At 61.5% G+C, this 16,909-nt stretch carries 17 protein-coding genes and 1 tRNA gene; 14 read left to right on the top strand and 4 right to left on the bottom strand.

Annotated elements, in window-relative coordinates:
• The first annotated feature begins 107 nt into the window (after positions 1 to 107).
• The gene (gene ppk2 / locus ACIQUB_RS13910; protein ID WP_018898300.1) at positions 108 to 989 is read left to right on the top strand and encodes a polyphosphate kinase 2; all 882 of its coding nucleotides are present in this window, start codon (positions 108 to 110) and stop codon (positions 987 to 989) included.
• A gap of 41 nt (positions 990 to 1,030) precedes the next feature.
• On the opposite strand, the gene ACIQUB_RS13915 is transcribed toward ppk2, so the two are convergent.
• A complete protein-coding gene (locus ACIQUB_RS13915; RefSeq protein ID WP_402930335.1) occupies positions 1,031 to 2,218 on the bottom strand; it encodes a hypothetical protein in 1,188 nt (395 codons plus the stop codon).
• A 246-nt stretch (positions 2,219 to 2,464) separates the two neighbouring features.
• Here ACIQUB_RS13915 and ACIQUB_RS13920 point away from each other — a divergent pair, with 246 nt between their 5' ends.
• Positions 2,465 to 3,436: an NAD(P)H-dependent flavin oxidoreductase gene (locus tag ACIQUB_RS13920; RefSeq protein ID WP_402930337.1), complete on the top strand. Its 972-nt coding sequence runs from the start codon at positions 2,465 to 2,467 to the stop codon at positions 3,434 to 3,436.
• A gap of 128 nt (positions 3,437 to 3,564) precedes the next feature.
• Positions 3,565 to 3,640, top strand: a tRNA-Thr gene (locus ACIQUB_RS13925).
• A 12-nt stretch (positions 3,641 to 3,652) separates the two neighbouring features.
• Here ACIQUB_RS13925 and ACIQUB_RS13930 read toward each other — a convergent pair.
• Positions 3,653 to 3,913, bottom strand: coding sequence for a hypothetical protein (locus tag ACIQUB_RS13930; protein WP_162737374.1), 261 nt, complete (start codon positions 3,911 to 3,913; stop codon positions 3,653 to 3,655).
• On the opposite strand from ACIQUB_RS13930, the gene ACIQUB_RS13935 reads away from it, so the two are divergent.
• The 3 genes from ACIQUB_RS13935 to ACIQUB_RS13945 are packed head-to-tail and all read left to right on the top strand — an operon-like array spanning position 3,912 to position 5,046.
• Entirely contained in the window at positions 3,912 to 4,208 is a 297-nt protein-coding gene (locus ACIQUB_RS13935; protein ID WP_162737373.1) for a hypothetical protein, read from the top strand. The two genes, ACIQUB_RS13930 and ACIQUB_RS13935, sit on opposite strands and share 2 nt — an antisense overlap.
• Positions 4,208 to 4,744: a hypothetical protein gene (locus tag ACIQUB_RS13940; protein ID WP_113235880.1), complete on the top strand. Its 537-nt coding sequence runs from the start codon at positions 4,208 to 4,210 to the stop codon at positions 4,742 to 4,744. The genes ACIQUB_RS13935 and ACIQUB_RS13940 overlap by 1 nt, the downstream gene beginning before the upstream one ends.
• A 14-nt stretch (positions 4,745 to 4,758) precedes the next feature.
• Entirely contained in the window at positions 4,759 to 5,046 is a 288-nt protein-coding gene (locus tag ACIQUB_RS13945) for a hypothetical protein (protein WP_402930340.1), read from the top strand.
• A 645-nt stretch (positions 5,047 to 5,691) separates the two neighbouring features.
• Here the strand turns inward: ACIQUB_RS13945 and ACIQUB_RS13950 are convergent.
• Positions 5,692 to 6,603 carry a GntR family transcriptional regulator gene (locus ACIQUB_RS13950; protein ID WP_113235878.1) on the bottom strand — a complete coding sequence of 304 codons (912 nt, stop codon included), beginning with the start codon at positions 6,601 to 6,603 and terminating at the stop codon, positions 5,692 to 5,694.
• A gap of 239 nt (positions 6,604 to 6,842) precedes the next feature.
• Here ACIQUB_RS13950 and ACIQUB_RS13955 point away from each other — a divergent pair, with 239 nt between their 5' ends.
• The 7 genes from ACIQUB_RS13955 to ACIQUB_RS13985 all read left to right on the top strand — a co-directional run bounded on the left by ACIQUB_RS13955 (position 6,843) and on the right by ACIQUB_RS13985 (position 14,934).
• Positions 6,843 to 8,345: an altronate dehydratase family protein gene (locus ACIQUB_RS13955; protein ID WP_113235877.1), complete on the top strand. Its 1,503-nt coding sequence runs from the start codon at positions 6,843 to 6,845 to the stop codon at positions 8,343 to 8,345.
• A 32-nt stretch (positions 8,346 to 8,377) separates the two neighbouring features.
• A complete protein-coding gene (locus tag ACIQUB_RS13960; protein ID WP_113235876.1) occupies positions 8,378 to 9,397 on the top strand; it encodes an aldo/keto reductase in 1,020 nt (339 codons plus the stop codon).
• An 11-nt stretch (positions 9,398 to 9,408) separates the two neighbouring features.
• On the top strand, positions 9,409 to 9,855 hold the full coding sequence (locus ACIQUB_RS13965; RefSeq protein ID WP_113235875.1) for an RbsD/FucU domain-containing protein: 447 nt from the start codon (positions 9,409 to 9,411) through the stop codon (positions 9,853 to 9,855).
• Positions 9,856 to 10,205: 350 nt separating this feature from the next.
• Positions 10,206 to 11,192 carry an ABC transporter substrate-binding protein gene (locus tag ACIQUB_RS13970; RefSeq protein ID WP_018898290.1) on the top strand — a complete coding sequence of 329 codons (987 nt, stop codon included), beginning with the start codon at positions 10,206 to 10,208 and terminating at the stop codon, positions 11,190 to 11,192.
• Positions 11,193 to 11,309: 117 nt separating this feature from the next.
• Complete coding sequence (locus ACIQUB_RS13975) at positions 11,310 to 12,860, top strand: sugar ABC transporter ATP-binding protein (protein ID WP_113235874.1); 1,551 nt, start codon at positions 11,310 to 11,312, stop codon at positions 12,858 to 12,860.
• Positions 12,861 to 12,882: 22 nt separating this feature from the next.
• Positions 12,883 to 13,857 carry an ABC transporter permease gene (locus ACIQUB_RS13980; RefSeq protein ID WP_047507192.1) on the top strand — a complete coding sequence of 325 codons (975 nt, stop codon included), beginning with the start codon at positions 12,883 to 12,885 and terminating at the stop codon, positions 13,855 to 13,857.
• Positions 13,858 to 13,917: 60 nt separating this feature from the next.
• Positions 13,918 to 14,934: a zinc-binding alcohol dehydrogenase family protein gene (locus ACIQUB_RS13985; protein WP_113235873.1), complete on the top strand. Its 1,017-nt coding sequence runs from the start codon at positions 13,918 to 13,920 to the stop codon at positions 14,932 to 14,934.
• Here the strand turns inward: ACIQUB_RS13985 and ACIQUB_RS13990 are convergent.
• Positions 14,931 to 15,653: a copper homeostasis protein CutC gene (locus tag ACIQUB_RS13990; protein ID WP_113235888.1), complete on the bottom strand. Its 723-nt coding sequence runs from the start codon at positions 15,651 to 15,653 to the stop codon at positions 14,931 to 14,933. The two genes, ACIQUB_RS13985 and ACIQUB_RS13990, sit on opposite strands and share 4 nt — an antisense overlap.
• 285 nt (positions 15,654 to 15,938) lie before the next feature.
• Here ACIQUB_RS13990 and ACIQUB_RS13995 point away from each other — a divergent pair, with 285 nt between their 5' ends.
• Positions 15,939 to 16,847, top strand: a complete 909-nt coding sequence (locus ACIQUB_RS13995; RefSeq protein ID WP_113235887.1) for an ABC transporter substrate-binding protein — start codon at positions 15,939 to 15,941, stop codon at positions 16,845 to 16,847.
• Positions 16,848 to 16,909 lie beyond the last annotated feature (62 nt).

Here is a 16,909-nt window from a genome sequence, read left to right on the forward strand (position 1 = left end):
CAATGCACCCCGACTGCGCACATAATTTTTACTGATGCCGAGAGGTTTGATTTTCAAAAGGAAATATGTTCGCCTTGGCGGCTACGCACATACCGAGGAGGATCGCCATGTCGGAAGATGTCGAAAGCAGAGCAGTCGAACTGGATATCAGGGGCAAGAAGCGCGTCTTCGACGTGGACGATCCGGTGCTGCCCGACTGGGTGGACGAGGAGGCGCTGAAATCGGGCGACTTCCCTTACAACAAGAAGCTCAAGGAAGAAGAGTATCTCGAAGAGCTCAAGGCGCTTCAGATCGAGCTGGTGAAGGTGCAGTTCTGGCTGCAGGCGACCGGCAAGCGCGTGATGGCGCTGTTCGAAGGCCGCGACGCCGCCGGCAAGGGTGGCGCGATTTCCGCCTCTTCCGCCCACATGAACCCTCGCCTCGCCCGCGTGGTGGCGCTGACCAAACCCACCGACCGCGAGGCCGGGCAATGGTATTTCCAGCGCTACATCGCGCAGTTTCCGACAGCCGGCGAGTTCGTGCTCTTCGACCGCTCCTGGTACAACCGCGCCGGCGTCGAGCCGATCATGGGCTTCTGCACGCCGAAACAATATGAGGATTTTCTCGCGCAAGCGCCGCAGATCGAGAAGGTGATCAGCCACGAGGGCATCTTCTTCTTCAAGTTCTATCTGGACATCGGCCGCGAGATGCAGCTGAAGCGGTTTCATGACCGGCGCCACGATCCCCGGAAGGTGTGGAAGCTGTCGTCGATGGATATCGCGGCGCTGACCAAATGGGACGACTACAGCGAAAAGCGCGACCGGATGCTGAAGGAAACGCATACGGAATTCGCGCCCTGGACCGTCGTTCACGCCAACGACAAGCGCCGCGCCCGATTGAACCTCATCCGCCACATACTGAAGACGATCGATTACGACGGCAAGGACAAGGACGCTATCGGCAAGCTCGACGACAAGATCATCGGCCAGGGGCCGAAGTTTCTGAAGTGACCTCAGCCAAGTGCGTTATCTGAGCGTCTTGCCCGACCGACTTATTGGCCGGGCAGGATGCGCACGGCGTAGAGGTTGATGCCCCTCGCCTTGCCGTCCACATCGCTGTTGATCAAAAGCGTGCCGGCAGAGGTCGGCGCGAGCGAGCGATCGAAGCGGACCTGCAGGAGAACGTCCGACTTCTCGCGGTTGACCGTGAAGCGGTGGCGGGCGCAATCGCCGAGCGACTGGAAGTCGCATTCGACGGTGATCTGCGTCGGCTCGTCGGAGGTCGATTGCAAAGTGACCGCGATCGTCGAGGACTTGCCGGCGAGCTGCTGCAGGATATCGGGCGGAACGCTGATGCCGACATTGCCGTCGGCGCCGGCACTTTGCGAGGTCAGGCGCACGGCCGGACCATCGTTTTCGGCAATGCTCTCGACGCGCGACTGCGCGCCCTTGACGATCTTGTTGGCATCCGACGGCTTGAAGATTTCGAGCCAGGCGGCGGAGAAGGAATTCTGCGGATCGATGACCGGCGCCTGGCTTGCGTCGCTGTCGGCGGTGTGATTGTCACTCGCGCCGTTGAAATCCTCCGGCGCGGTGGTGGCGGGCGGATTGGCGACGCTGGTATCGCGCTCGGCCGCCGTCATCAGCAGGCCAGACGTGTGCGCCCACCAGGCGCCCATGCCAATGAAGGCGAGCAGGACGCACCAGACGAGCAGGCGCGAGAAGAACTTGCGCGGCTTGCGGCGGGCGACGGCGCGCTCAGGCCGGAAATCCATGTTGGCCGGCTTTTTCTCGGCCACGAAGGGTTCGGGAGCCGCCGCCAGATGATCCGCATCGCCTGCATGCAGGCCGCCGAGGCCGGAGTCCTCTTCGTAGCGATTGTCGGCGACCATGACGTCAGGCGCGGGCGCCCGCGTTTCGCCGCCGATTGTGGGGCTGTCGAAATCGTCAGGCGCGCGAGGGGGTGGCGGCGGCGGGATATCGACCACGGGCGGCACAGGCACCTCGGGCGGCCCCTGGCGCGGATGAAGGCGCTGTCGCTCCTCCGCCTCGATCATGTGGATCGTCGTTTCCAGACGGTGGCGATGATGGGCGATCGCGTTGGTATCGGTGACGTCCTGCTTGCGCAGGCCGGCTTCCAGCGCCTGGCGCGCGGATTGATAGATCTTGGCTCGGACTTCGGGATTGTCGCGATCGGCATTGTCTAACGCCGTTCTGATAGCCGTTTCTAATCCGCTCACGTCCGGTCCTTCGTTCTGATGACAGGCGTCATTATGCTTAACAATATGTCCCTGCGGTAGCGGCTGATGTCGCAAACCGCAAGGCTGAGGCTGCCGAACGCCCCTTTCATCAGGGGATAATACCGAAAGGCAGGCCTTTTTATAGAGCAAGCGATGTTGGCGGAACCGCGACACGGTCTTTTCCTGGCGAAAACTCTCTGCTATCACATTGACGTTTTCGTAAACGTCAATTCTTCACGGTGACCCATGGCCCTGCCCTCGATCCTGACGCGAAACCTCAGACTGCCTGTGGTGGCCTCTCCGTTGTTCATCATCTCGCACCCGGCGCTAACGCTGGCGCAGTGCAAGGCCGGTGTCATCGGCGCATTCCCGGCGCTCAACGCGCGGCCGGAAAGCCAGCTCGACGAATGGCTTGCGATGATGACAGAGGATCTCGCAGCGCACGACGCCGCCAATCCGGATAGGCCCGCCGCACCCTTTGCCGTCAACCAGATCGTCCACACGTCGAACAAGCGGCTGGAGCACGACCTGATGCTCTGCGTCAAATACAAGGTGCCGATCGTCATCTCCTCGCTCGGCGCCGTGCCCGAGGTGAATGCCGCCGTGCATTCCTATGGCGGCATCGTGCTGCATGACGTGATCAACAACCGCCACGCCAACTCGGCGATCCGCAAGGGCGCCGACGGGCTGATCGCGGTGGCGGCGGGCGCCGGCGGCCATGCCGGTACGTTGTCGCCGTTTGCACTGGTGCAGGAAATCCGCGAATGGTTCGACGGCCCGCTTCTGCTTGCCGGCGCGATCGCCAATGGCGGCGCGATCCTGGCGGCGCAGGCGATGGGCGCCGACATGGCCTATATCGGCAGCCCCTTCATCGCGACCGACGAGGCGCGCGCCTCCGACAGCTACAAGCAGGCGATCGTCGATGGCGCTTCCACCGATATCGTCTACTCCAACTATTTCACCGGCGTCGCCGGCAACTACCTGAAACCATCAGTCAAGGCCGTCGGCCTCGATCCCGACAACCTGCCGGTCGCCGACGCCTCGAAGATGGATTTCGAACAGGCCGTGGGCGGCGCCAAGGCATGGAAGGACATATGGGGCAGCGGCCAGGGCATCGGCGCCATCAAGGCCGTCGAGCCAGTCGAAGCGCTCGTGGACCGCATGAAAAAGGAATATGACGCGGCGCGCGACCGACTGGCACTCCCCTCGCCGGTTTGACGGCGCGGGATATTTCCACAGCCGCGTTCTTTTTTGCCAAAGACGTGACAGGGCGCTTGAAATCTTCCGACAATGCTTGTATCAGCGCCATGCAAATCGCGGGCCGAACACAAATCACCCGCCGGATTGCCGCTTTAGCTCAGGTGGTAGAGCACATCATTCGTAATGATGGGGTCGCAGGTTCGAGTCCTGCAAGCGGCACCATTTTTTAAGAACTTACACCGATTTTGTTGCCTCGACGCCGCCCAGGCGCAAGGTTAGGGTAACATTCTGCAGATTTACAAAAATTCTTGGCAACACGCCTGCCCAATGTTGCCCGGGCGAACCTTTCGCCTCCACCAGCATATCCCTCCTCGGAGCGGGCGCGATAATCGAGGGCGGGCCAGGCGTGAGGCTCTCGGCGAAGTAGCATTGACTGCTCAACCCCCAGTCTGCCACACGTTGTCGAAACGGGGGATCGCGGATGAAGTTGGTCATGATACTTGCAGTGGCTATAATGGCGTCCACAGACGCCAAAGCGTTCGACGTTGAATGCTCCGAGTTCCGACCACTCATGCAGGACCGCCAGCTTAAGCGCCCCGAAAAGCCGTTTTGTGCGTCAAGCTACCTTCCATTCACCGATAGCCTCGACTTCGACACCTGCCGCCGTGAGGTCCAGCAGTTCAAAGCTTCCGTCGAGAAGTACCTGGCTTGCGTCGAGAGCGAGAGCAAGCAGGCGGTGGCCGAGTACAACGATGTTGTCGCGTCCTTTAATCGGCGGGCTCAGCAGTGATGCCCACCTGGATCCAGACCTTTCAAGCTCTACTCACCCCCGTTGTCGCGGTTGCCGTTGCCGTGATCGCCTTTCTGCAGTGGCGAACTGCGCACCAGAAAGTGGTCCTTGATCTGTTCGATCGCAGGCTGGCGTTCTTCGATGACGTGATGGAGCTTCACCGAGACTACATGCGCTCGGCAACGCCTACGACTAAGATCAAAACCATTGCCCGTGCTTTAGGACGAATGGAGCGGAAGGCGAGGTTCTTATTCGGAGAGGAAGTTGTAGCCGCAATAAACGAGCTTGCTACGACCATGTGGGAGGTTTTACCGCACCTCATCCGAGCCGAGAAGGAGACCGATCCAAGTAAGGCCACCGAGATCACAGCGGCAGCGCGGAGTATCGAGAGCAGGATCAACGACTGGCATAAGCGATTCCCCGATCTATGCCTTCCGTACATGCGAATGGATCAGAAGCAGATACGGACGCCTGCCCAATGGTTTGAGGACAGGAACAGGATCCGCCTAAGCTACGCCGACGAGAAACAGCGCTGACAGGGAGATCGATGGTGCCCAAGCAACAAACGCAGAATATCGATTGGGAAGCGATGCGGCGAATGAAGGTCTCTGACGCCATCCCGCCTGGCGACTGGCCGGATAGGGTCGTTCCAATCTCGATCTCCGGCCTTACCTTATTTGGCATCCACAAAGATACCGGCGATGTCTACTGGGACGGTCACCGTATCGAGACGACGATCAGGCTATCGGGGAGGGATCGCTTCCTAGCAGCGCTCGTGGCATTTTCGACCGCGTCAATGGCTATCGTCGATCTGTTACGCTACGCGTGGGGCGAATGAATATAGCCGCTTCATCGCAGAATCGAGAACGTCGAGCTCGCGGTTCAGCCGGGCGACGGCATCACTGAATTGGCACGCCTCAGGTATTGCACGCCCAAACCCCTTCAACAGAACTTGAACATATGTTGATGCGCCAAACGGCCACATCCCGAGAATTCGCGATACCGCGACGCATTGATGTCGCATATGAGTGCCATCGTCCTGAAACGTGATGGCGGTCGCGTTTGGATTGGGCGGGCCGTGTCATGAGGGGTCTGAGGCACGGCCCGCAACGCAATGGGGAGAGCGTACATGTGGGATATCCTGACGATTTTGGGCATCTTCGGCCTGCTCTTTCTGGGGCGTGAGGCGCAGATCGTGTTCGCGAAGGCGCGCGCTTCCGGATGGAATGATTTTCCCCGGCGCTGAGGTGGTCGCTGACGAACCTGCTTTGGCCTGCCGAAGATACGCAGCGCTGTAAGCGGCGCGTGCTCCCATTGCCTGATGCAAGCCTGCGAACCTCATCCGAATGAGCGAAGTGCAAGGCGGCGCGCGGGATGTTAGGTTGAGCTGTCTCGTTGGTATTGCGTTATCGATTGTATTGAGTTCGCGAGACGTGGCCCGCCTTGAGCGGGCTTTTTTTCGCCTGCATGGCGCCGCACCGCACTATTTCGCGAGCGTTTCCCCGTCGGTCGAAGTCTGCGGCAGGGATTGCAGCAAGGTCTGGCGCGCCGAACGCAGGTGCACCCTGCAGGCGGCGTCGATCGCGGCGGGATCGCCTGCTTCAAGGGCGGCGATGTAATCCAGATGCTCGTGAATGGCGCGTTCGTTGCGCTGGCGGGCGAAGGCCTTGTTCCACTGGTAGTGATAGTGGAAGACGATGGCGATGGCGTCGTAGAAATCGGCGATGAAGCGGTTCTTCGCGGCTCCGTGGATCAGCAAATGGAAGCGCTCGTCGAGGGCTGAGAATTCCTTGTAGCGACCGTCGAGATCCTCAAGAAGGGCGTGGTGCTCGGCCTTGATCTCCGCCAGTGCCCGCCAGGCTTCGTTATCGGCAGGCAGCCGGCCGAATTCGGCGGCGGAGTGGAGCTCGAACATCTCTCGCACTTCGGCGAGCTCCAGCGCGAATTCGCGGGTAAAACCCTTCAATATCCAGTGGCTGTTCGGCCGTTTCTCGATCAGCCCGAAACGCGAAAAGCGGATCAAGAATTCGCGCACGCTCGTCGTGCCAGTGCCGATGTCGCGGGCAAGTTCCAGCTCGTTGATCTGGGTGCCGGGGGCTGCGTCGTCCGACAGGATGCGTTGCATAAAGCTGCGCTCGATGATGTTGTGCAGGGAATCTGTCTCTTCCGAGGGAAAGAGATCGGCGTGGGTCGGCGTGCGCAACACCACCTTCTGACGCTTGTTCCAGCTGATGATGCCTTCCTCGTCCAGCCGGGTCAGGATGGCGCGGGCGGTGCTGCGGCTGATGCCGAGCTTGGCGGCGATATCGGGCTCGGACGGCAGGGTCTCATCGGCGCGCAGAGCCGCGACATAGCGATTATACGCTTCCTTGAAGACCGTGTTTTGCCGCGCCATGCACACCCCGCCTTGTTGCCCTGCGACACACGGCGAAAGCCCGCGAATGGCGGGCGCCGGCGCGTGGCAGGAGCTTATCTCTCGGCGATCCTTATCTTATTTTGGATCGTCCGCGGCTGTTTGCCTCCCTCGTCCACAGGATCAATAATCCCGTTGACTTGAAAATGTTTATTGTAGATAAAAAACAAAAGCAATGCGCATTCGCCGATGCAGCGAGTGTTTCCCTAGGGAGAAGATCGTTGAAGAAAGACCCTTGGATTATCCTGTCATCAGGCGACAATGTCGCGGTGGCCACGGCCCCGATCGCCGCCGGCGAGATGGTGGCTGGGATAACGACGCTGGAGAAGATCGACCCCGGTCACAAGATTGCGCTCAGCGATATCGCGCTTGGGCAGCCGGTGGTGAAGTACGGGCAGGCGATCGGGCGCACGACATCAGACGTCAAAGCCGGCCAACACATCCATAGCCAGAACCTGCATTTCGAAAACGACCGACTGGCCGCCACCGCCAATTCGGCGCCGGAAGAAGCAAGTGCGGCCGACCGCGCGCGCACCTTCATGGGCTACAAGCGTGCCGACGGGCGCTCGGCGACGCGCAACTATATCGGCATAATCGCCAGCGTGAACTGTTCCACCACGGTCTGTCGCGCCATTGCTGACCAGGCCAACCGCACCATCCTGCCACATTACGAGGGCATCGACGGTTTCGTGCCTATTGTCCACGACCAGGGCTGCGGCATGAGCTCGACAGGCGACGGCATGGCCGTTCTGCACCGCACGCTTGCCGGCTATACCAGGCATGTGAATTTCGGCGGCGTGCTGATGATCGGGCTCGGTTGCGAGGTCAACCAGTTGACGCTCTACGGCCAGAGCGGCGCCGGCAATTCCAAGCGCCATTTCAACATCCAGGATGCCGGCGGATCGCGCCGTGCGGTCGAGCGCGCCATGGGCATGCTGAAAGAGATCGCCGACGATGTCGGGCGCGAGCGGCGCGTGCCGCTGCCGATCAGCGACATCATCATCGGCATGCAGTGCGGCGGTTCCGACGGTTTCTCGGGGATTACCGCCAATCCGGCGCTGGGTGTGGCGGCCGATCTTCTGGCTGCGGCCGGCGGCACGGCGATCCTGTCGGAAACCTCCGAGATCTACGGCGCCGAGCATTTGCTGCGCAGCCGCGCGGTCAGCGAAGAGGTCGCCCGCAAGCTCGACGAAAAGATCGTCTGGTGGGAGAAATATGTAGCGATGCACGGCGCCTCGCTCGACAACAACCCCTCCCCCGGCAACAAGCGCGGCGGGCTGACGACCATTCTGGAAAAGTCGCTCGGCGCTGTGGCCAAGGGCGGGCGTTCGCCGCTGACGGCGGTCTATGGCTATGCCGAACGGGTGACCGCACCCGGGCTCGTCTTCATGGACACGCCCGGCTACGATCCCGTTTCGGCCACCGGCCAGGTCGCTGGTGGCGCCAACATGATCGCGTTCACCACCGGCCGCGGCAGCTGCTTCGGCTGTCGCCCGGCGCCGTCGATCAAGCTCTCCAGCAATTCGGCACTCTACGCCTCGATGGAAGAGGACATGGATATCGACTGTGGCACGATCGCCAGCGGCGATGCGACGATATCAGGCAAGGGGCGCGAGATCTTCGACCTGATCATCGATACGGCATCGGGCAAGAAGACCAAGAGCGAGGAGTTCGGCTACGGCGATAACGAATTCGTGCCTTGGCATCTCGGAGCAACGCTTTAATCAATAATATCGACAGTCTTCAGGGAGGAATGATGAAGACGAGGAGGATCGGCCGGACCGAGCTTGAGGTGACCGAAGTGAGCTTCGGCGCCGCAGCCCTTGGCGGCCTTTACCGCGCCTGCCCGCGAGACCAGGCGATGGAAACGCTCGACGCGGCATGGGATAGCGGCATCCGCTATTTCGACGTGGCGCCCTGGTATGGATTGGGGCTCGGCGAGCGCCATGTCGGCGATTTCCTTCGCGGCAAACCGGAAAGCGAATGGGTGCTTTCCACCAAGGTCGGGCGGCTGCTCAGGCCAGTGCCGACGGGGACGGTTCCCGACTACTCTTATGTCGATCCGCTCTCGTTTGATGCCGATTACGACTATTCCTATGACGGCATCATGCGCTCGGTCGAATTCAGCTACGCGCGGCTGGGGCTGAACCGGATCGACATTCTTTATGTGCACGATATCGGCGGCTATACGCATGGCGCGGCGAAGAATGCCGTCTATCTCAAGCAGTTCCTCGATACCGGTATCAAGGCGCTGGAAGAACTGAAGACATCGGGCGCGATCAAGGCCTTCGGGCTTGGTGTCAACGAGGTGCCCGTGTGCCTCGACGTGATGCGCAATGCCGATATCGACTGCATCCTGATGGCGGGCCGCTACACTCTGCTCGACCGCTCGGCCGAAGCCGAACTGCTGCCGCTCTGCCGCAAGAAGGGGACGTCGCTTGTGGTCGGCGGTGTCTTCAACTCCGGCATTCTCGCGACCGGTGCGGTGGCGGGGTCGAACTTCGACTATATGCCGGCGAGCGAAGAGGTGCTCGCCAAGGTGCGCGGCATGGAAGCGGTCGCAGCCAGGAACGGCGTCGCGCTCGCCGCGCCGGCGCTGCAGTTCGCACTGCGCGATCCTGTTGTCTCGTCGGTGCTGATCGGCACCGGCAAGGCATCCAGCGTGACGCGCAACATGGACCTTTTCTCACCGATTTTGCCGGAGACGATCTATCCGGAATTCGATAGCTTCACCCTCGTTGCGCCGCCACTCGGCGACGATGCTGTTCGCGTTTAAGGAAAAACAGAATGCTTAAAGGAATTCATCCCGTCCTCAGCCCCGATCTACTGTGCGCGATCGCGCGCATGGGCCATGGGGACGAGATCGTCATCGCCGACGCCAACTTCCCGTCTTTTTCCATGGGCCCGGAAATGATCCGCGCCGATGGCGTCGGTGCCACGACCATGGCGGAAGCGATCCTGACGCATATGCCGCTCGATACGTTCGTGCCGGAATCGGCCTGGGTCATGGAAGTGGTGGGTGATCCGACCGCCGTGCCCGAGGTTTGCAAGGAATTTCAGACCATTGTGTCCAAGCGCGCGGGCGATTTCGGCATTTCGACGCTTGAGCGCTTCGCCTTCTATGAACGGTCGCGCAAGGCCGCCTATATCGTCGCGACCACCGAGTTTCGCCTCTACGGCAACATCATCTTGAAGAAAGGCGTCGTGCTGCCGGACGAGGTATTCTGGGGATAAGGATAGAAACGGAATAAACGTTCCGTATTGACATTCGCGCGGAACCTATGTTTCATAAATCGAACTCGAGGCCTTGCAGGTCGGATGTCTTGGAGGGACGTCTGGCCTCGGAGGAAAAGGCAACGAGATTGGGAATGGGGAGTTGCCGGCGTTTTGACGCCGGCGGCTCGATCGATAAGCGGGTTCAGGACTGGTCCGGAAGGAGCCAAAGGGCTTATCCGGCGCAGTCTTGCAAACAAGGCAGGCCTCGGCTAGCTTCAAACTCGTAAATGTTTTTTATCGATAAAAGTCTCTCGTTCGCGTTCGCGAGAGATTTCCTGGAGGAGAACGCACCTGAGAGGAGAACCAACATGCGCATGAAGTCCATTCTTTCGCGTCGCACCTTTACCGCTCTCGCGGGCGCCGCCGTCATGGCAACAGCCGTGCCGATGCCGTCCTTTGCGGCAGACGTGACCATTCCGATCATCGTCAAGGATACGACGTCCTTCTACTGGCAGATCGTGCTGGCCGGTGCCCGCAAGGCAGGCCAGGATCTCGGCGTCAAGGTGCCCGAGCTCGGCGCACAGGCCGAGTCCGACGTGAACGGCCAGATCAGCATTCTCGAGAACGCCGTTGCCGGCAAGCCGGCCGCGATCGTCATCTCGCCGACCGAATTCAAGGCGCTCGGCAAGCCGATCGACGAAGCCGCAAAGTCCGTTCCGATCATCGGTATCGACTCCGGCGCGGATTCGAAGGCCTTCAAGTCGTTCCTCACCACCGATAACGTCCAGGGCGGCCGCATCGCAGCCGACGGCCTGGCCGCGGCGATCAAGGAAATGACCGGCAAGGAAGAAGGCGAAGTCGTCATCCTGACCAACCTGCCCGGCGTCGGCTCGCTCGAGCAGCGCCGCGAAGGCTTCCTCGATCAGCTGAAGACCAAGCATCCGGGCCTGAAGCTCATCGCCGACAAGTATGGTGACGGCCAGGCAACGACCGGCCTCAACATGATGACCGACCTGATCACCGCCAACCCGAACCTCGTGGGTGTGTTCGCTTCGAACCTCATCCTCGGCCAGGGCGTCGGCCAGGCGATCGCCGAAAACAAGCTCGGCGACAAGATCAAGGTCATCGCGTTTGACAGCGACGACAAGACTGTCGGCTTCCTGAAGGACGGCTCGCTTGCCGGCCTCGTGGTGCAGGACCCCTATCGCATGGGCTATGACGGCGTGAAGACCGCGCTTGCCGTGTCCAAGGGCGAAAAGGTCGAGGAGAACGTCGATACCGGCGCCAACCTCGTTACCAAAGCGAACATGAGCGACCCGAAGATCGACGCGCTCCTGAACCCGAAGATCAAGTAACGACCTGACGAGCGCCGTGCGGGAGCAATCTCGCACGGCCCTTCTTCCCTTCGGCCGAACTCCTCAAGGGAGCGGACGGCGAAGGACGACATGGCAATTCGCGAGGAGGAGACGCAAATGAGCCTGGAAGAGGTCAGTCATCGCCACGATGACAGCGCCAAGCTGAAGGAGGCGAACCGCGTGCCCGCGGGTGCCCCGATCCTCGAACTCAAGGGATTGCAGAAGAATTACGGATATGTGCAGGCGCTGAAGCCGGCAACGGTCACCTTCCTTGCCGGCGAGATCCACGCGATCGTCGGCGAAAACGGCGCCGGCAAGTCGACGCTGATCAAGCTTCTGACTGGCGTCATCACAAGAACGGCCGGCGAAATCTTCTGGTGCGGACACCCGGTCGCGCTGGCGACGCCCAACGAGGCGATCGCGCGCGGCATTAACGCGGTGCACCAGGAAGTCGTTCTGTGCCCGCACCTGACGGTGGCGGCCAATCTTTTCCTCGGCGACGAGGTCAATCAATTCGGCCTGATGCGCAAGCGCGAGATGGAGAAGATGGCGCAGGCTGTCCTCAACGATCTCGGCTTCGGCCTGCCCGCAGGCGTTCCGCTTAGCGATCTCACGATCGGCCAGCAGCAGCTGGTCGCGACCGCGCGCGCCGCCATGCGCGGCACGCAGTTCCTGATCTTCGACGAGCCGACCGCCTATCTGACGCGCCAGGAATCCGCGCAGCTCTTCAAGCTCATACGCCGCCTGCAGAGCGAAGGTGTCACGATCGTCTACATCAGCCACCGCATGGAAGAAGTCTTCGAGTTGGCGGACCGCGTTTCCGTTCTGCGCGACGGCACGCATGTGGGAACGCGCGATATCGGCGAGACCAACGAGAACGAGCTGATCGCGCTGATGATCAACCGCTCTATCGAGCAGATCTATCACAAGGAAGAAATTGCGATCGGCGAAACCATCGTCGATGTGCGCGGGTTGTCCGGGCCGGGCTTCGAGAACGTGTCGCTTTCGGTGAAAGCCGGACAGATCGTCGGACTTTACGGCCTGATCGGCGCCGGACGCAGCGAGTTCGCGCTCGGGCTCTACGGCCGCGAGAAGACCACGGCCGGCGAAATCCACTGGATGGGCAAGAAGGTCAACATCAAGGACGAGCGCACCGCAATGGAGCTCGGGATCGCGCTGGCGCCGGAAAGCCGCCGCGACCAGGGCCTCTGCCTCAACCTGCCGATCGGCCTCAACATCAACCTGCCGGTCTTCAAGCGGCTGAGCAAGGGCCCCGTCATCAGCCACAGTGAGGAGACGCAGAACGCCGACCAGCAGATCCGCGACCTCGCGATCAAAACGCCCAGCCGGCGGGTGCTGGTTTCGGCGATGTCGGGTGGCAACCAGCAGAAGGTCGTCATCGGCAAGTGGCTGAGCCATGGGGCGCGGCTCTTCATCTTCGACGAACCGACTGTCGGCGTCGATGTCGGCACGAAGGCTGAAATCTACCGGCTGTTCGCCAAGCTTCTGAAACAGGGCGCGGGGATCATTCTCATCTCCTCCTACCTGCCCGAGGTCTACGAACTGGCGGATCGGCTGCATGTGTTCCGCAGCGGCCAACTCGTGGCGAGCCACGACTTCCATGCCGCCACGCATGAAGAAGTGCTGAGCGAAGCGATCGGCGTCTAAAAGAACAAGAGGGAGAGAGAAAATGACCGTAACCCCCACCGAGATCGCCGCGCCGCCGCCGCGCCGCAAGGTCAATATCCTGTTCGGCCTGACCCTGATCGGTCTCCTGGCCTTCCTGTGGATCCTGCTCGGCGTCGTCACCGCCAGCTTCTGGACGCCGCTCAACATCTCCAACCTTCTGCGCCAGGGCGCGATGACGGCGATCCTGGCGCTTGGCCAGACCTTCGTGATCATCACCGCCGGCATCGACCTTTCCGTCGGCGCGATCGTCGGCTTCTGTACGGTTATCCTGGCATGGCTGCTGCAGGCGGGCTTCCCCGTATGGGCCGCGATCCTGATCACGCTTCTGATCGGCGTCGGTATCGGGGTGTTTCATGGCTTCGGCATCGTCAAGATGGGCCTGCCACCCTTCATCATCACGCTGGCGACGCTGACGTCGCTGCGCGGCATCGGGCTTCTGATCACCAACGGCTCGACGATCAACATCGTCAACGAGCCCTTCACGAACTTCGCCCGCGCCGACTTCCTTGGCGTCCCGAGCCTGTTCTGGATGGTCGTGCTGGTCGCGATCCCGTCCTACATCTTCCTGCATCTCAGCCGCTGGGGCCGCTATCTCTTCGCGGTCGGCTCCAATCGTGAAGCGGCGCGTCTGTCGGGTGTCCGGGTCAACGGCATCATCTACATGGCCTACATCCTGTCGGCAACTTTCGCGGCCTTTGTCGGCGTCCTGCTCGCATCGCGTATCGCCATCGGCAACGCCACGCAGGCGGACGGTTGGGAACTGCAGGCGATTGCCTCGTCGGTCATCGGCGGCACCTCGCTGTTCGGCGCGGTCGGCTCGGTGCACGGCCCGCTGATCGGCGCGTTCATCCTGGCGACGATCAACAACGGCGCGAACCTGCTCAACGTCAACTCGTTCTGGCAGCGCATCATCACCGGCCTGTTGATCATCGTGATCGTCTACTTCGATCAGCTGCGCCGCCGCCGCAGCTCCTAAAAGCCAATACAGGGAGCCGGCCACTCGTCGGCTTCCTTTCAATCGAATGCAGGAACCGTCATGAAAGCCGTGCTTTGCCAACAACCGGGTGTTCTCGAAATCGGCGAGCGCCCCTCTCCCGGCACGCCTGAAGCCGGCTGGGCGCGGCTCGCCGTCAGCCATGTCGGCATCTGCGGCACCGACTACCATATCTTCGAGGGCAAGCATCCGTTTCTCGAATATCCGCGGGTGATGGGCCACGAGATCTCGGCAACCGTGGTGGAAACCGGCGCAGGGGTCGAGATCGCGGTCGGCACGCCTGTGATCGTCAACCCGTATATCTCCTGCGGTCGATGCGTCGCCTGCCGCAAGGACAAGGCAAATTGCTGCACCGATATCAAGGTGCTCGGCGTCCACACCGATGGGGCGTTCTGCGAGGAGATCACGGTTCCGGCGGGCAATCTCTATGCCGCGCAGGGGCTGAGCCTCGAAGCGGCGGCGACGGTGGAATTCCTGGCGATCGGGGCGCATGCCGTGCGTCGCTCGCTTACGCCCGCAGGCTCGCGCGCGCTCGTCATCGGCGCCGGACCGATCGGCCTTGGAGCGGCGATCTTTTCACGGATCGCCGGCCATGACGTGACCTTGCTCGATACCAGCGCCGAGCGGCTGGAAATGGCCGCCGAGCGCTTTGGCTTCACATCGGGCATCGTCGCCAATGATGCGACGCTTGATGCGGTGAAGGCGAAGACCGGCGGGGATGGCTTCGACGTCGTTTTCGACGCGACCGGCTACGGCCCCTCGATGGAGAAGGCGTTCCAGTTCGTTGCGCATGGCGGCGCGCTGGTTCTGGTCAGCGTCGTGAAGGACGATATCCGCTTCTCCGACCCCGAGTTCCACAAGCGCGAAATGATGGTGATCGGCAGCCGCAATGCGACGCGGATCGATTTCGAGCACGTGGCGGCCTCGATCGCCAACGGCCTCGTGCCGGTGGATCGGCTGATCACCCACCGCACGACGCTTGCCGATGCGCCGCGCGATCTGGCACGCTGGGCGCATGAAAAGAGCGGCCTGATCAAGGCCGTCATCAAAGTCGGCTAAAGACTATCAATCGCCTCGCGCATCTGGCGCACGATGGACGCGTCCGTTCGGTTGGGCGACGCCGCCTCGAAACCGAAGGCGACCGCGCGCGGATCGACGCTTGCGACGGGAGAGCTGCAGGAGCCGTGAATTTCGCGCGCACCCGTGGCGCGCAGGATCTGCGGCGCGTTGGCGGGGCGCACGCCGCTGCCGGGCATGATCGAGATCCGCCCGGCCGCCTTCTTCGACAACCGCGCCAATGTCTCCAGGCCATCGATGGCCTTGGGGATGCAGCCGGAGGTGAGGATGCGCTCGCAACCGAGTTCGACGGCCTGCTCCAACGCGGCATCGGGATCAGGAACGAGGTCGAAGGCGCGATGCAGTGTCGAGCCGAGGCCCTCCGCATGCGCTTTCAACCGGCGCAGCAACGGCATGTCGAGCGTGCCATCCGCAAGGTTTGCCCCGATGACCACGCCGGCGAGGCCGAAGGCTCTGATGGCATCGATATCCGCCATCATCGCCGCTTCATCGCCGCTGTCGAAAACGAAAGGGCCGGCATGTGGGCGGATCATCGCGTAGACGGGGATGGGAGCGGCCGCTGCCGCTTTCATCATGCCGGCGACGGGCGTGAGCCCGCCAATCTCGAGTGCCGAGCACAATTCGATACGATCGGCGCCGCCTTCGATGGCCGCCGCCAGACCGCGCGGGCTATCCACGCATACCTCAAGCAAGATTGTCACGCTTTCCTCCCTCGTCATCTCATGATCGTCCAAGCCTAAGCCTGATCTTCCGGTTAGCATCGCACAATTGGTTTTGCGAGCGGAGACCTGAAGACATCGGCCATCGATCGATTGGACAGTGTCGTGAACAGTATTTTCGCAATCGCATCGATTTTTCAATCATGCACACTATGTCAGTTACGCATTGGATCGGTCGCCGACAGTCCGCTGTCTTCGCCGGGGAGTTTCGAGCGGTTCGCCTTGTGCCAAGGCTTTCCGCGCCTTTGAAGGAATAAGGGGATGGTCATGCTGAAAAGAATAGCCCTTGCCGTATCGCTCTGTGCCCTGACGGCCGGTGCGGTGCAGGCCGCGGATGTCGTGGTGTCGTCGAAGATCGACACCGAGGGCACGCTGCTCGGCAACGTCATCGCGCTGGCGCTGAACGCCAACGGCATCAAGACGAAGGATCGCATCGCGCTCGGCGCCACGCCCGTGGTGCGCAAAGCGATCACCGCAGGCGAGATCGACATCTATCCCGAATACACCGGCAATGCCGGCTTCTTCTTCAACAAGCCCGACGATGCCGCCTGGAAGAACATCCAGCAGGGCTATGACATGGCCAAGAAGCTGGACTACGACGCCAACAAGATCGTCTGGCTGACCCCCTCGCCCGCCAACAACACATGGGCGATCGCCGTGCGCAACGATGTTGCCGGGAAAAACAATCTGAAGAGCATGTCCGATTTCGGCAAGTGGGTTTCCGGTGGTGGCGAGGCGAAGCTGGTGGCATCGGCCGAATTCGTCAACACCGCCGGCGCGCTGCCGGCGTTCCAGACGACCTATGGCTTCACGCTGAAGCCGGAGCAGGAAATCGTGCTCTCGGGCGGTGATACCGCCGCCACGATCAAGGCCGCCGCGGACCAGACGAACGGCGCCAATTCCGCCATGGTCTACGGCACTGATGGCGCGATCGAGGCCGCCGAGCTTACCGTTCTCGAAGACGACAAGAGCGTGCAGCAGGTCTATGCGCCGACCCCGATCATCCGCGAGGAGGTGCTGAAGGCGAACCCGAAGATCGAAGAAATCCTGGCGCCGATCTTCAAGAGCCTGACCGCCGACGAGCTGCGCAAGCTGAACGGCAAGATCCAGGTCGATGGCGAGCCGGCGAAGAGCGTTGCCGAGGCCTATCTGAAGGAAAAAGGCTTCCTGAAGTAATCGCCGACGCTCCGTATCCAGCGATGGATGCGGAGCCGTTTTCCTTCCAGGCTGGGATGGAT

Source organism: Rhizobium sp. NPDC090275 (assembly GCF_044772225.1).
Classification (GTDB): Bacteria; Pseudomonadota; Alphaproteobacteria; order Rhizobiales; family Rhizobiaceae; genus Rhizobium.